Origin of the sequence: Corynebacterium epidermidicanis (assembly GCF_001021025.1) — a bacterium.
Lineage (GTDB): Bacteria > Actinomycetota > Actinomycetes > Mycobacteriales > Mycobacteriaceae > Corynebacterium > Corynebacterium epidermidicanis.
The window spans coordinates 668,802-683,420 of sequence record NZ_CP011541.1; the positions used below are offsets into that span (position 1 = coordinate 668,802).

12 protein-coding genes are annotated in these 14,619 nt (G+C 57.6%); 7 read left to right on the forward strand and 5 right to left on the reverse strand.

Annotated elements, in window-relative coordinates; genetic code table 11:
• Positions 1 to 3: 3 nt before the first annotated feature.
• Positions 4 to 258: a hypothetical protein gene (locus tag CEPID_RS03190; RefSeq protein WP_047239734.1), complete on the forward strand. Its 255-nt coding sequence runs from the start codon at positions 4 to 6 to the stop codon at positions 256 to 258.
• Positions 259 to 905: 647 nt separating this feature from the next.
• On the opposite strand, the gene CEPID_RS13715 is transcribed toward CEPID_RS03190, so the two are convergent.
• From CEPID_RS13715 to CEPID_RS03200, 3 genes are all read right to left on the reverse strand, one after another.
• Positions 906 to 980: a 50S ribosomal protein bL37 gene (locus CEPID_RS13715; RefSeq protein ID WP_407921614.1), complete on the reverse strand. Its 75-nt coding sequence runs from the start codon at positions 978 to 980 to the stop codon at positions 906 to 908.
• A gap of 77 nt (positions 981 to 1,057) precedes the next feature.
• Entirely contained in the window at positions 1,058 to 1,318 is a 261-nt protein-coding gene (locus tag CEPID_RS03195; protein ID WP_047239735.1) for a WhiB family transcriptional regulator, read from the reverse strand.
• A gap of 313 nt (positions 1,319 to 1,631) precedes the next feature.
• The gene (locus CEPID_RS03200; protein WP_052843338.1) at positions 1,632 to 2,627 is read right to left on the reverse strand and encodes a diacylglycerol/lipid kinase family protein; all 996 of its coding nucleotides are present in this window, start codon (positions 2,625 to 2,627) and stop codon (positions 1,632 to 1,634) included.
• 48 nt (positions 2,628 to 2,675) lie between these two features.
• Between CEPID_RS03200 and CEPID_RS03205 the strand changes: the two genes are divergently transcribed.
• Positions 2,676 to 3,116 (forward strand): hypothetical protein, encoded by a 441-nt coding sequence (locus tag CEPID_RS03205; RefSeq protein WP_052843340.1) that lies wholly within the window; start codon positions 2,676 to 2,678, stop codon positions 3,114 to 3,116.
• 73 nt (positions 3,117 to 3,189) lie between these two features.
• Here CEPID_RS03205 and CEPID_RS03210 read toward each other — a convergent pair whose 3' ends face one another.
• Both CEPID_RS03210 and CEPID_RS03215 read right to left on the reverse strand, forming a co-directional pair.
• Positions 3,190 to 4,458, reverse strand: coding sequence for an Rv3212 family protein (locus CEPID_RS03210; RefSeq protein WP_047239736.1), 1,269 nt, complete (start codon positions 4,456 to 4,458; stop codon positions 3,190 to 3,192).
• Positions 4,458 to 5,774, reverse strand: a complete 1,317-nt coding sequence (locus CEPID_RS03215) for a DEAD/DEAH box helicase (protein WP_236684285.1) — start codon at positions 5,772 to 5,774, stop codon at positions 4,458 to 4,460. Before CEPID_RS03215 ends, CEPID_RS03210 begins: the two co-directional genes overlap by 1 nt.
• Positions 5,775 to 5,948: 174 nt before the next feature.
• Here CEPID_RS03215 and CEPID_RS03220 point away from each other — a divergent pair, with 174 nt between their 5' ends.
• The 5 genes from CEPID_RS03220 (at position 5,949) to CEPID_RS03240 (ending at position 14,619) form a co-directional block, all read left to right on the forward strand.
• Positions 5,949 to 6,173 carry a DUF3107 domain-containing protein gene (locus CEPID_RS03220; RefSeq protein WP_047239738.1) on the forward strand — a complete coding sequence of 75 codons (225 nt, stop codon included), beginning with the start codon at positions 5,949 to 5,951 and terminating at the stop codon, positions 6,171 to 6,173.
• A gap of 39 nt (positions 6,174 to 6,212) precedes the next feature.
• Positions 6,213 to 7,100 carry a DUF3152 domain-containing protein gene (locus CEPID_RS03225; RefSeq protein WP_047239739.1) on the forward strand — a complete coding sequence of 296 codons (888 nt, stop codon included), beginning with the start codon at positions 6,213 to 6,215 and terminating at the stop codon, positions 7,098 to 7,100.
• Between the two features lie 14 nt (positions 7,101 to 7,114).
• The gene (locus CEPID_RS03230; RefSeq protein WP_047239740.1) at positions 7,115 to 7,966 is read left to right on the forward strand and encodes a TIGR02569 family protein; all 852 of its coding nucleotides are present in this window, start codon (positions 7,115 to 7,117) and stop codon (positions 7,964 to 7,966) included.
• Between the two features lie 70 nt (positions 7,967 to 8,036).
• A complete protein-coding gene (locus CEPID_RS03235) occupies positions 8,037 to 11,249 on the forward strand; it encodes an ATP-dependent DNA helicase (RefSeq protein ID WP_047241312.1) in 3,213 nt (1,070 codons plus the stop codon).
• A gap of 1 nt (position 11,250) precedes the next feature.
• The gene (locus CEPID_RS03240) at positions 11,251 to 14,619 is read left to right on the forward strand and encodes a UvrD-helicase domain-containing protein (RefSeq protein ID WP_047241313.1); all 3,369 of its coding nucleotides are present in this window, start codon (positions 11,251 to 11,253) and stop codon (positions 14,617 to 14,619) included.

Below are 14,619 nucleotides of genomic sequence, written 5' to 3' on the forward strand. Positions count from 1 at the left end.
ATCATGAGCAATAACAACTGCGAGTGCAACTGCACCGACGCCTATGACATGCTGCGTCGAATCCTCGACGACGACACCTGCTGCGAACGAACGCGAGCCCAACTTCGCCGACAAATCCAAAGCTGCCCAGAGTGCTTTGCTGCCCTCGGCGTCGAAGAAGAAGTGAGGGCACTCCTCAAGCGGTGCTGCGAAACTACCGCGCCGACGACTCTCTATGAACGCATCTCCATTTCGATCCAGGTGCAGCGAGGACGCTAGTCCGCACGGAGTAGGTTGTGCGACTAAAAAGGTAGTTGGATCCAGTGTTTCCGGCGAAACTCCTAGATCTGATATACCCCGAAAACAATGCCGACGACGCAACCTCGTCGGTGGCTCTTATGAATTTTCGGCATTCGGGCTTCACAGGTGCTAGTCAGTGCTCCCGAGGTAGTACTCCTACCTAGAAGGCGGAAAATTGGTCGAAAAACGAGCTGCTGCGTAGGAGTGCTACTTCGGAAGTACGACCTAGCAGGTGTGCAGCCGCACTCCTAGTGAAAGAAAGCCAGCTGGCGAAACGTCGGCCAGACACACTTTTCAGGTTTAGTAAAAGAGTGTTTCTCCGATTCGTGATTTCCGCAACGTTGTGGCCCTCAAGCCAGTATTTATTGTTGTCTGTGTGCTTTCGACCGCTCTATGTCGTCCCTTCGGTGTAGTCGGACTACCGCTGTGGGATTTTATTCATTAAAAAAACGCTGTTCTACGTAGTCGGACTACGCCGAAGCGACGACATAGCACTTGTGCAGCAAGTCCGCACGGTTGGCGACACGTCGGCCCGATATACATTTCATTACTTAACCCAGAAAAAGGTCGTCTTCCCCTCGGTGAGAGGAAGACGACCTAATTTATGATTGGCGCAGAAACTCTTCTTAAGAGTTTGGACGACGGCCGTGGTTAGCCTTGTTCTTGCGACGGTCCTTGCGCTTGCGGCCACGCTTGCTCATGGCTGCCTCCTTGAGATTGTAATTAGGCGATTGATAGACGCACTTATGTTAAACGAGTGTGCTGTCGAATGGTTAATTTAGACGGTTGCGCGGGTACGGCCGCGACCACGGTTCTTGCGACGCTTCAGGGCGCGACGCTCGTCTTCGCTCATGCCGCCCCAGACGCCGGCATCCTGGCCGGATTCCAATGCCCAAGCGAGGCATTGGGAGGTGACTGGGCAGCGGTTGCAAACAACCTTTGCTGCAGCGATCTGTGCGAGGGCAGGTCCGGAATTGCCGACTGGGAAGAAGAGCTCTGGGTCTTCGTCGCGGCAAACAGCTTCGTGGCGCCAATCCATGATGGAATCTCCTAGTAATTCAAAGTGTGTGTGGTGGCTAGGTTCCTTCCGTCGGCACAAGGCCAGTGGCACCTTAAGTTATCGAACTGGTTGGGATATCAGATGGACGGCATGCGAAATGCAGCCGGATATCTAAACCGGTTGGCGATAATGGTGAGGTTTTGGGTGAGTAGTTAACCCGTACTTAACCTGAAGTACTGCTAGTGTTCGACTTTGGTTTTACAACCTGTCGTTTTCGCTACCGGAGAATCATGACACGTCAGCACAATTTTGGCTAGGGATAACGGGCAAAAAGTAACGAAGCTCACAAAAATCAGGCGGTTTTGGGGCTGATAACGTCGATGGCTTGCGGGGAAAAGGAGATGCTCACTTCGGTGTTTTCGCCGACGTATTCCCCGTCTACCTGCCACTTTAGTGGATGTGGGTTGGTGAGTGTGATCTGTTCGATGCCGTCAATTCGCGTTTCACGAAAATCAATCAAGTCACGCGCCACATTGCGGACGGGCAAACCCAACATTCGAGAAAGCGTCAAGAAGCCCACCGGGCCCGTCATGTCGTTGACTGCGTACAAGGCTAGGCCGTTGTCAAAGTCATGATCTGGGTTGGGCGCAAGCGGGATTGGGCCGGCATAACTCCACGGATTGGTATTGGACACGATCACGAAGGCTGCGGTGCCACGATAGTTTTCGCCGTCGGTGCATCGCGCGTGAAATCGGATCTCCAGTGTGGCTTTGCGCAGCTTGCGCCACACATTGAGTGCGACCACAGAGTATCGCCACGGGGTGGCCAAGCCTCCGCTGGCACGAATCTTTTCCATTCGGCCAATCACTTCGGCATCCAGGCCGAACCCGGCGTTGACGCAAAACCACCGGCCATTGATGAGGCCGACCGGAAGGCGTCGATAAGCCTGCGCATGCAGTAGTTCCGCCAACACGACGGCTGTCCGACCTGGATCATTGGGGAAACCCAGCGCACGGGCGAAAACATTCGCCGAACCAGTCGGAATGATGCCCAAGGCGGGCAACTCCGCGGCCGAGGGACGTACGGCCGGGTCATCGCCCAATAGTCCGGCCAGCACTTCGTTCACGGTGCCGTCGCCACCAATAGCAATAATGGCGTCGTAATCTGTACGGCGCAGCCCGGCACAGAGCTCGCGCGCGTGCCCGGGATACTCGGTGTAGACCGCTCGCAGCTCAGACACCTGAGCCAGGGGCGGAATAATCGCCTGGAATAGCTCATGAGTGTGACTGGTCGAGTTCGGATTCGAAAGCACGAGGCATCGCATAGAAGACGAGACTACGTTGATCATGTACACCCTGCACAATGAAAACGCCTGGCTCTAGTAGGCTAATAAGCCGTGACTGCAACCTCGAAAGACCCAACTCTCAAAGTCCCCGCAACGGTTCGCTACGCTGGCTGGCTGGCGATGGCTCAATCGGCCCTGGGGTTGGGGTATGCCGCGTTGCTGATCTACCGCGAATTCACGGGCCACGGTGCCGACGGCGTAGTGAAGGCCGATGGTGGTTCCGTGGGACTCGTGGGGATGGGAACAGCGGTGTATTTCATCATTATTTTCGGCGTTGTCTTGGCGGCTGCGATCAGCATGAACAAGGGGCACCGATGGGGACGAGGGCCAGTTGCCATGCTGGAAATGTTCCTGCTGGCAATGGCCTACTACATGTGGTCCGCTGACCAAATGGTGTGGGCCGCGCTCGCAGCAGCCTCTGGCGTGCTTGGCCTAGGTCTGCTGTTCAACTCGGCTGCACTGAGCTGGGCAACCGCGCGCCACAATTCCTAAGTTGCGCTGCTTGGCGGAGCCCAGCTGCGCTCAAAACTGCGCCGAGGAATTTGGGGGCCGTTAGCCAGCTAACCTAGCCCCGCAGCGCGACGATGCTGTCACCGCGCTTTTCCACCAATGCGGAGCCCGCGACTGCTACCGACACAGGGCCGGTGTATCCGCCCCGGTCGACGGGGACAGTTCGCTCAATCTGTCCGGTTTCCCAGTTGCCAACAGCAAGCCCGCCGACCACGGGGAACACCACGCGTTGCCCGACGGCAACACCAGTGCCGAGTGCGCCTTCAAAAATTGCTTCAGCCGCCAAGTTTGCGGGGTTGAGGAGGTACAAACGCTCGCCGTCGAACCACGACATGTGGTGTGGCAGATCGGCGGTCTGCGGGTAGAAAGCCTTGTTCGTTTCCGTCATGGCCCGGTCGATTTCTGAGCTGGGCTTGACGTCATTGCGGGCGACTTCTTTGCCCTTGTCGTCATAGGCGATCAGCCGTGGCACTGCGCCGGGAACATAGACAGATGCCGTGGTTTGCCCGATTGCCACCAGCTGCGCGCCTGTCCCTGGGACGGCGACATCGGCCTTTATCTTGGGCTTTCGGGAGTCCTCGGGGGTGGCTGCTTGAAGTCGAAGCATGGTGTTGTTCGGCTGGTCGGGGCACGTTTCGGCGACAGCGAACAGCTCTTTTCGGGTCAGTGCAGAATTGATAGTGCAGTCTTCATGTGGCTGTTGATCCGGTTCCTGCCGGGCATCTTTATCGCCGTATTCGACGGTCCGCACCAGGTCGCTGCGCCACAGCTCCGCGCGTTCCGGGGACACCGTGCCTACCCGGTCGTTGGAGGAAATCGGTACTACATCGTCAGGGGCGGTGGCGCTGCGGGTCGCGCGGTAGGTGCCGGTCTTGGTGGCGATCTGCGTGACATCGCCACAGCCTGCCGACGTCCGATAGGTGGCCACCACACTGCTAAAACCAACGCTCAGTGAGCACAGTTGTTTATCGCGCTCATATTTCCACACTGTCTGTCCGTTGTCGGGGTTGAGTGCGGTGACGGTGGTGTCGTTACCGGTGATGACCAAGCCATCTGCCACGAGGGGTTTGGTCATACTTGGCGTGGACTTGGAGGTGCTTTCCCAGGCTGGTTTAAGCGTGGCCGGCAGGTCGGCCAAGTTTGCCGTGCTTGCAAATTCTGCCGCAGCTGGGGTTAAGTCGGAGTGGCGGACTGGAGCGTTGGCGTAGACAACGCCGATGGCCAGCGCGCTTACAGCAGTGATGGTTCCCACCGCGATGAAGTCCTTCTTCGTGCGTCGCAGAACCGCTGCACCGCGCTTGGGGGACTGTGATGGTGAATTCACTAGCTGTTGGCCTTTCGGGACGGACGTGTGGTGGCACCTTTGTGGCCACGGAGACGCTCGGTAGAGCTGAATCCGCCGAAGACTCGCTTTGCAGGGCCAACGCTGTCTTGGGCGTCTGGTGGGATATTCAACGCCGTGAACAGCTCTGGTGAGGTTGAGAACCACCGGGGAGGTTCTGGGGTAGCGAGGCCGAGTTCGGAATTGATGCTCTGCCATTTGTGTAGTTCATCGTATCCTACGAGCGTGATGGCTACTCCAGTATTGCCGGCTCGCCCGGTGCGGCCGATGCGGTGCACGTACGTCATCGGGTCTTCTGGGGTTTGGAAGTTGATGACGTGGGTGACGTCGTCGATGTCGATACCGCGGGCGGCTACGTCGGTGGCTACCAAAATGTCGATGGTGCCGTTGCGGAATGCGGTGAGGGATTTCTCGCGTGCATCCTGGTTGAGGTTGCCATGCACTGCGCCGACGGTAAAGCCAGCCTGGGCTAGATCCTGTGCGGTTTCTGCGGCTGAGCGTTTGGTGCGGGTGAAGATGATCGTTCGCCCACGTCCGTGAGCTTGTAGCGCTCGGACCATGATCGCGACCTTGTCCATCCGGTGTGCCTGGAGCACGACTTGTTTCGTGGTGGCATGCGTCTGGGACTCAGTTTCCGTCTCGGCCCGGATATGGATGGGTTTGTGTAGGAATGAACGCGCCATCGTGATGATCGGGCCGGGCATAGTGGCTGAAAACAGCATGGTTTGGTGCTTGTGCGTTAACGCCTGGAGAATCTTCTCGATAGCTGGGAGGAACCCGAGGTCAAGCATTTCGTCGGCTTCGTCGAGGACGAGGATGGCTACTTGATCAAGTTGAAGGGCGTGTTTTTGGTAAAGATCCAAGATTCGTCCCGGCGTCCCGACGACGACATCCACGCCGTCGCTAAGCGTGGCTATTTGCTCTTCGTAGGGGCGTCCGCCATAGACCGTCGTCACTCGCACGGGGGTGTGCTTGGCTGCCTGAGTGAGGTCCGCGGATACCTGAACTGCCAACTCGCGGGTCGGCGTGATCACGAGTGCGCGGGGTGTGCCGTCGAGTTCTGCGACGTCCGCGGAATCAAAAACCCGGTCGATCAGGGGCACCCCGAAACCCAGGGTTTTCCCCATGCCGGTGCGCGCTTGACCGATGATGTCGGAACCGTCGAGTGCGATCGGAAGGGTGAGCTCCTGGATAGCGAAGGTATTGACGATTCCCCGTTCCGCAAGCGCGGTACAGATTTCGTGGGCAACGCCCAATTTGGCAAACGTGGGGCTGGGGGCAGGACCTGTGGAAGACACGCCTAACATATTAACGTTCCTTCCGGCTGGTTGGATAAGTCTAAACGTAATTTCGGGGTGGGGCAGCGCTATGCTAGATGACACGCCGCGGGCTCGTCCTGCGCGTAAATTGTTATGGTCAAATCAGGGCTTTGCAAGTTCCTGTCCCGAATATGAGCGCAAAGGAAGTTTTTGATGGACATCAAGATTGGCTTTACTGACAGCCCCCGAGAGTTGACCATCGCCACCGACGCCTCCCAGGATGAGGTGCGGGCAAAGGTTGCTGCCGCACTCGAGGCCGAATCCGGCGTGCTGGAGCTTTCCGACGACCGTGGCCGCCAGTACCTAGTGCGCAACAGCCGGATCGCTTACGTAGAAATCGGCGCAGCCAACGCACGTACTGTTGGCTTCATTGGTTAGCAGACTCGCTATCGTTTTATCTGCGGTTTTAAGGCAAGCATGAAGAAATCATCTGATCCAATGCTGGTGCGCTTCGCACGGGAATACGGCTGGCGCGCATACGCCATCCCAGTCCTAGCAGTGATAACTGTCTGGATCCTGGTCGATGTTTTCTTCGGCGGCCCAGTTACCCATAATTCCGATCCTGCAGGGCAGGCAAACTCTACTGCGGGCCAAACAGCAGAGCAGGGTGCTCGCTCCGCTGGTCCGCAACCTGCTGCTCAAGAGCAGCTGCGGTTGCCGACGGGCGAATTGCCACCTGGTGGAGCTTTCACCGCCAAAGGCGATGGGACCTTCCGGGTGGTTGGTTCCCCAGGGCCCAAGGTTGGGCAAGGACAAGAAAAGGTGTTTAACTACGTCATTGAGATTGAAAATGGCGTCAATACCGCGCTTTACGGTGGCGATGATGCCGTGGCTGCGATGGTAGATGCGACGTTAAACAACCCCAAGGGCTGGACAGTGGACCCAAAGTTCGCTTTTCAGCATGTCGCGCCCGATCAGAACCCGGAATACCGCATTCAACTCACCTCGCTGGATACCACCCACGAACACTGTGGCCATGACCTGGCTATGGAGACAAGCTGTTTCACCCCGGTGGGTAACCGCGTCATTCTTAACGAGTCCAGGTGGGTCCGGGGCGCCACTACCGCGCAGGGGGACCTCGGGCTGTATCGCCAATATCTGATTAACCATGAGGTTGGCCATGGCCTGGGATTTGCCGCGCATCAAGCGTGTGGCGAGGGCGGTGCGCTGGCGCCGATCATGATGCAGCAAACACTCAGCCTGAATAACTCGGAGCTGTTTCGGATCGACCCGAACGAGGTGTATCAAGACGATAACAAGACGTGCTCTTTTAACCCCTGGCCTTACCCGTATGGCCGACTGTAGCAGGGGGGAGGCAAATGGATACCCTTCCTGATCATGTTCGGGCCGCTTTCCATGTCCCGACAGGTGAAGTGGTAAATCTCGGGCGGGCCTGGGACAACGGCTGGCGCGTGGGCAATACTGTTTTGATGCCTGCTCAGCAGCCGGACGTCGCTAGCTTTGCTGCCAAGTTGCGGGAGCAGCTTAAACCTTCCCATGTCCGTTTGGCGCGCCCGGTCCGCGCAACAGACGGTCGCTACGTGGTTTCAGGCTGGCGCGCGAGCATCTTCGAGCCCGGCCAGCTGCAAGCTGGGCGTGTCGACGAAACCGTAGTGGCAGCCCTCCGTCTGGCAGATGCTTTGGCGGGGGAGAAGATCCCTTCTTTTGTACAGTCGGCAATTTCAAAAGCCTGGGAGGAACATCAGGTTTTCGCCGTGGCCGACCGCGCAGCCTGGTCGAATGACCCGGAGCAGATCCTTTCTCTGGGACTAGACGGAACCCAGGTGGCGTCGCCCGCGGTGGAAAGCGCGTTGAAACTGGCTGCGCGCTTGTTGCCTTTGGTTCCCCCGATTTCGGCGCCGGATCAATTAAGTCATGCGGACATGTTGGCGACGACGATCTATGTTGGCTCGCAAGATCCGGTAGTTACGGAATTGGCGCCAGTCGCTCATCCGCATGGTTATACGGCCGCGTTAACGATGGTGGACGGGTTGCTTGCCGACGCCGTAGATGGTGGAATCATCAATCGATTTGGACACATCCCAGACTTGATGGGATTGCTGCTCCGCGCCCTGCTTTATCGAACATTTGTTCACTGCTTGCTTAAGGAAGCAAACCCGGAAATGAGCTCTCGCTTACAGTCTGTTTCCGATTTGATCATCCGCGGTTAGCATTGGATTATTTGTTCGAAAATGGAGGCGATAGGCCTAGGTGTCGCCAGGAGATGTCACAATGGTTGACATGACTGACTTGGATCCCCAACGCGATACCGGTTTTGCGCCGCATGCTCGGTTCGCTCCGAAAGAAAAACTCCAAGTTTCTTTGGTTTCCACCGATTCCCGGTGGCGGCCGCGCAACTGGAGCGGTGTGGCTGCTGAGTTCTTGGACCAGCTAGCCGACCCTTCGCGCAAACCAGGTAAGTTTCGCATCATTGGCAGCGCTGGGACGGGGGTGTCCTCTCTGGTAGTGGATGCAGTTCTCGCACGTTTGCGAGCGGGGGTAGATCCTGCTTCCATCGTTGTGCTTGCCGCGTCCAAAGAATCCGGATCCCTATTACGCCGGGAGATCACCGCAGCGCTGCCCAGCTTGGGATACGTCTCGGATGGACCCATGGTGCGCTCAGTGCATTCTTTTGCCTTCGCACTCGTTCGGCTAGCTGAATTGCAGGATAGCGCTCCGAGGCTTATTACTGGCGCCGAACATGACTTGGTGGTGCGCGAGCTGCTGCACATCCACAGTGAAATTGGTGCCCCGATCTGGCCGGATAATGTTAAAGCCGCCTTGCCAATGGTAGGGTTTGCCCGCCAGCTCCGCGACTTCATTTTGCGCGCACAGGAGCGCGGACTCGGTTCGACGGACCTCATCAAGCTTGGCACTGAGCATGGTCGACCAATGTGGGTGGCTGCGGGGGAATTCCTTGCGGAATACCAAGAACTCCAAGCCCTTTCGGGGGCACAGCTATACAACGCCTCGGAATTGGTCACATCCGCACTCAAAATATTGGGCACGGATACCGATTTTCTCGTTAGCCAGCAACGCCGTATTAATACCATTGTGGTCGACGATGCACAGCACCTGGATCCGCAGGCTGCACGGCTAGTCGAGTTGTTTGCAGACAGCGCGGAGTGTGCCGTGGTCGCAGGAAACCCGCACCAGTCTGTCTTTCATTTCCGTGGCGCCACTCCAGCTTCGCTGCTCAATTTCGCGGCGACAACCACTTTGGAGCTACGGGAACGGCTACGGGCCAACCCCCAGATTGATGTCGTCTGTTGTGATACGCCGGCCGTCGAGATGCTGCAGGTAGCAGATGTTTTGCGTCGCAAGAATCTCCTGGAGGGGATTCCGTGGAAGGACATGGCCGTCATCGTGAGATCTAGCGCTGCCGTGGCACATGTGCGTCGCTCGATGTTGAGCGCAGGGGTCCCGGTGCGCATCCAGCCTACGGATGTGGTGCTCTCGCAACAGCGTCTGGTGGCGAATATCTTGTTGGCTTGTCGGGCTATTACTGAACCGCTGGCCAGCTACGAGTTTGAGGACCTGATCCTCGGTCCCGTCGGTGGAGCTGACACCGTCACCTTGCGACGACTGCTGCGTGGGCTGCGACGAGCCGAACTTCAGCGGGGTGGCTCTCGACGCGCGATGGAGGCCTTCCGGGAACTTGCGTGCGCCGAGCAAGCGCCGACAGAGTCAGACCTGGAGTTTCTGACTGAACGTGAGCGTGACATCCTCACCAGGATTCGCACTGTACTCAGGGCAGGAATTGACTCCTACCGGGCCGGTAATTCCGTGGAACTGATTTTGTGGGATATTTGGCATGCCACCGGGCTTTCGGATCGGCTGATGAACGCCTCTTTGCGCGGAGGGGCGCTGGGGTCCAGCGCAGACCTTGACTTGGATGCCATGATGACGCTTTTCGACGCCGCCGGCGACTTCGTCGAACGCCAACCCACCGCAAACATTGCCCGTTTTGTCGACCACATCATTCAGCAAGAATTGCCGTCGGGGGCCCGCGATCGGCGCGGGGTTACTCGTGATGCTGTCAGCATTCTCACCGCCCACGCCACCGCTGGTCAAGAGTGGAAGGTAGTCGCCGTCGCTGGGGTACAAGAAGGACAGTGGCCTTCCCTTGGCATTACCGGCAGCCTGTTCGGGCAAGAGGAGCTGGTTGACCTCATTGATCACGGCATCGACCCAAACATCATTATCGCGCGCACGGGTGAGCGGGTGGCGGAAGAACGCCGACTTTTTAATCTGGCCGTTAGTCGGGCGAGTCAGTATTTGCACGTCAGCGCGGTTTTTGATGCCGAATCGGATGAGGTTGATGAGCCGTCGCGTTTTCTGAAAGACTTCGCCCAGGAGCAGCACTGCCAGATCAGGATCGTGGGGCAGGATGAAATGGCACAGGATTCCGCCTTGTCCGCGGAATCACTTGGATATGCTCCGCAACAGGAGGAATACCCACGCCTTCTGTCCGCACCGAGCATCATTGCCGAATTGCGACGCGTGGTGGAAAACCCTAATGCGGTATCAAAGCAGAAAGAACTAGCTGCCTTTGAACTCGGCCGACTTAGCGACGCCGGGATCTATGGGGCCCACCCCGATCAGTGGTGGGGATTGCAGTCGCCATCAACCATGTCGCCCGTGGTTTCCGCCGAGGCGTCAGGAAGGGTCTCGCCGTCGAAAATTGAAGCTGGGCTCGCCTGCCCGCTGCGTGCCGTGCTGGCTGGGGTGGCGGAAAAAGATGAGACTCAGATTCACCTCGTGAAGGGGACGTTGGTGCATGCGGCTGCGGAAGCTCGGGCGCATAAAGTGCCTCGCGCTACCATCGAGAAGCTGGTCGGGGAGGCGTTTGCGGCGGTGTCGGACGTGCCTAAGTGGCGTCAGGAGTCTTACCTCGCTGAGTGGGACGAATTGATCGCTCGCACCCTTAACTACGTTGAAGCTCATGATGCCGTCGGGGTAGAAGTTCCAGTGCGAGTGCAGGTGGGTGCGCGGGCAGATGGCACCCCCATCGTCATTGCCGGCCGAATGGATCGCTTGGAGAAGAACGCCGACGGCGAGTATGTGATCGTCGATCTAAAGACAGGTTCCTCAGCTGCTACCGTCAAGGAGACTCAGGATCATCCGCAGCTGCTGGCCTACCAACTCGCACTTCATCACGGCACCTTGCACGAAGGTCACGTGAATACAGCGCACCCGAACGAAGAAACTCTAGCCGTGGGCAGTGCCCACCTGGTGTATCCCGGGGTAAAAACCACCAAGCTCACGATCCGCCAACAGGCACCCAAAACAGCGGAGCAGCTTGAAGAATTTGCCGCGAAACTACCTCCGCTACTCGACGCGCTCGCGGGCCCCATTCTAGAAGCGCGCGTAAACGAAAGCTGTGATTCCTGCCCGCTGCTGACCATGTGCCCTGCCCATCAGGAAGGACGGCCGCTAACCGATGTTCAATGAGATCATTAGTCCCACAAAGCTCTCGGCAATCTTGGGACAAAAACACGCTCCTACCTCCCAACAAGCTGAGGTTATCGGCGCGGCACCTGGTCCGTTGTTGGTGGTTGCTGGGGCAGGGGCGGGGAAAACCGAAACCATGGCCAATCGCGTTGTGTGGCTTGTGGCCAATGGATATGCCGCCCCCGACCAAGTACTAGGGCTGACTTTTACTCGTAAGGCCGCTCAGCAGCTAGCGCAGCGGATCCGAGCCCGCCTATCGACGTTTGCTGCTACCCCGGTAGCGCGCCGGCAGGATCCCAGCGGTGAGCTGGAAAAACAATTAGAGTCGATAAACCCCACGGTGTCCACGTATGACTCTTATGCCGGTCGCCTTGTGCAGGAGTATGGGCTGCTGCTTCCGGTGGAACCCACGGCCAGGCTGATTACTGATACTGAGTTGTTTCATATTGCTCGGCAGGTCGTGGCGGAGTACCCACACAAACTTAGCGCCACGCAATCTGTAGCAACAGTGGTGAAAAACCTGCTTGCGCTATCTGCCGAACTGGATAACCATATGGTTAGCCACGATGACGTGCTGGGAGAAAGCACGTCGTTTGTGCAGCGTTTCGAAGAAATTGATCGGGGCAGGAGCTCCGAGAATTTCAACACAACGATCTCCGGTTGGATCGACACCCAGCAACTACGGCTGGAATATCTGCCGTTGGTGACAGCGCTCAAGGCGGAACTCAGCAAGCGTCAAGTGATCACGTTCGGGGAACAAATGACGCTGGCGGCACGCCTCGCTGAGAGCTTTCCGGAAGTAGGGGAGAAAGAGCGCCGAAAGTTCCGCGTTGTCATGCTGGACGAATACCAAGACACCTCCCACTCACAACGGGTCCTGTTGCGCTCTCTGTTCGGTAGCAAGGACCCCGACCTAACAGTGACCGCGGTCGGGGACCCGATGCAATCCATCTATGGTTGGCGCGGTGCAACGGCCGCGAATCTCGAACGCTTCACCACTGATTTCGCCACAGCTAGCGGACCCGACGGAGAGCGCACACCTGCCGAAAAGAAGCAGCTGACGGTCTCTTTCCGAAACCCCAGCCAGGTACTTTCCGGTGCCAATGCCGTATCTGGAGCCGTGTTTGACCGCTACAACCAAGGAAAAAGAACGGTAGAAGCTCTCACCGCCCTACCGGGCAAAGACAACGGTGCCGTACAACTCGGCTGGTTTCAGACCCCGGAGCAAGAACAAAACTGGGTGGCTGACTATTTCACGCAGACCTATCATAGCCTCGAACCGGGGGAACCATTCACTGCTGCCATTTTGGTGCGCAAGAAGTCTCATATTGAGGGCTATGCCTCCGCATTAGCCGAGCGAGGTGTGCCGTACGAGGTGGTTGGACTCTCCGGCCTGCTCCTCATCCCGGAAGTAGCTGACCTCGTCGCCATTGCTACCATGCTCATTGACCCCACCGATAACGCAGCAGCCTTAAGGGTCCTCACCGGACCCTTGGTGCAGCTGGGAGCTAGTGACCTGCTTGGTCTCCAGCAACGAGCAGCTAACCTGGCAGGTAGAGCACGCCGAAAGCCCACTCAGCCTGCTGACGAAGACTCTCCCAATCCGCTGGAAAAACTGGAAGTCATTATCGCGGAGAATGTCGCTACCGATGAAGACACTTCCATCGGGCTGGTCGATGCCGTAGCTGACCTTGGGGAACCGGATTTCTACACTGAGGTTGGCTACTACCGTTTGCGCGAACTCGCAGCGATGTTGAGGCACCTGCGCACCTACAGTCTCGGGCGAAACCTTACCGATCTGTTCGCTGATATCGAGGAGGTCTTCGGCATCCGCACCGAAGTACTTTCCCGGCAAGACCCGCATGCCGATGGTGCCTCCGGCACAATCCACCTGGATAGCTTCGCCGCGGAGGTAGCGTCGTTCGAAGCTATCCCAGGGGCAAGTTTGCGCAGCTTGTTGGACTACTTTGCCCTTGCTTTGGAACATGAAGACGGGCTGGAGCCAGGAGAAGTGAAAGTACGGAGCAACCGCGTGCAGATCCTTACCGTACATAAATCCAAAGGTTTGGAATGGCAGCATGTCGCCGTTGTACGAGCGGATAACAGTACCTATCTGGACGAACATTCCAACCTCCAGGGCCAGAAATTAAGCACCTGGGTCACCGACGTCACCAAAGTACCCTCCACGCTGCGGGGAGACGTTGCCGAAGGAGAGGAGCTAAGTGGTATTCCAGAATTTGAAGCCGCCGAAGCAGAGGTCCGCAGCGATCTAGAAAAGGCAGTGAAGGCGCATATCGAGGAGTTCCGCGACACCTTTCGCCAAGAAGCCGCTCGATTGTTCTACGTGGCAATTACTCGGAGCGAGCACAATGTGCTGGTCACCGGTTCTGCGAACACCGGCGGCTCCAAAGTTCGAAAACCCTACGTCTATTTCGACCTGTTGCGAAGTACTCAGCCCGAAAATGTCGTGCACTGGGAAGACGGCGCCTCCGCAGAAGAGGAAAACCCTGCACAGACAGAAACACTTAGCGCAGTGTTCCCGACCGACCCGTTAGGAAAGCGTCGTCCCCACGTGGAGGCCGCGGCCGAAAGGGTACGCCACATGTTAGCAAACGTGCTGCACACCGACGAAGAACCAGAGCTCACCCAACTTGGCGAGCAGGGGCAACAATGGCACCGCGATGTCACTGCCCTCATCGAGGAACATCGCCGACTCTCATCGACAAAAATTGAAGTACCTCTTGGCCAAGAACTCACCGCTACCGACCTCGTCGCCCTCGAACGAGATCCCGTCTTCTTTGCCCAACGCACCTTACGGCCGGTTCCATTCAAACCGAACGCATATGCCAAACGTGGCACAGCATTCCACGAATGGCTGGAACGTCGCTTTGGGTCTGCTACCTTGCTCGACGACGAAGAACTGATGCTCGACGCTCAAGACACAACTGAAGTCATGGACAACGCGGATCAACTCGCTGAGCTGCAGGAGAAGTTCCTGGCCTCGGAATGGGCGGAGCGACAGCCCGCTCAGGTCGAAGCGCCATTCGAAGTGGCTATTGGCAATACGATTGTTCGCGGTCGGATCGATGCCATTTTCCACGAAGGCGAAGATCCCGCCAACGGCTGGCTCGTGGTTGACTGGAAGACCGGCCGCAAACCACGGGGGTCGGAACTTGCGGCCGCTGCCATCCAGCTCGCGGTTTATCGATATGCCTGGGCGCAGCTTGTGAGCAAACAACATGGCATCGAAGTTGACCCCGAGAGCATTAAGGCTGCCTTCTACTACGTTGCCGAGGGAGAGACTTATGCGCCGGGTAAACTACCAACCGCAGCTAACTTGGCAAAACTAGTCGGAAGCGACGAGGCCTAG

Excerpts from the sequence above, each read along its gene's own strand:
- CEPID_RS03225 (WP_047239739.1), top strand. The coding sequence starts at position 6,213 with ATGAAGAAATCATCTGATCCAATGCTGGTGCGCTTCGCACGGGAATAC.
- CEPID_RS03230 (WP_047239740.1), top strand. The coding sequence starts at position 7,115 with ATGGATACCCTTCCTGATCATGTTCGGGCCGCTTTCCATGTCCCGACA.
- CEPID_RS03220 (WP_047239738.1), top strand. The coding sequence starts at position 5,949 with ATGGACATCAAGATTGGCTTTACTGACAGCCCCCGAGAGTTGACCATC.
- CEPID_RS03195 (WP_047239735.1), bottom strand. The coding sequence starts at position 1,318 with ATGGATTGGCGCCACGAAGCTGTTTGCCGCGACGAAGACCCAGAGCTC.
- CEPID_RS03190 (WP_047239734.1), top strand. The coding sequence starts at position 4 with ATGAGCAATAACAACTGCGAGTGCAACTGCACCGACGCCTATGACATG.
- CEPID_RS03235 (WP_047241312.1), top strand. The coding sequence starts at position 8,037 with ATGACTGACTTGGATCCCCAACGCGATACCGGTTTTGCGCCGCATGCT.
- CEPID_RS03200 (WP_052843338.1), bottom strand. The coding sequence starts at position 2,627 with ATGATCAACGTAGTCTCGTCTTCTATGCGATGCCTCGTGCTTTCGAAT.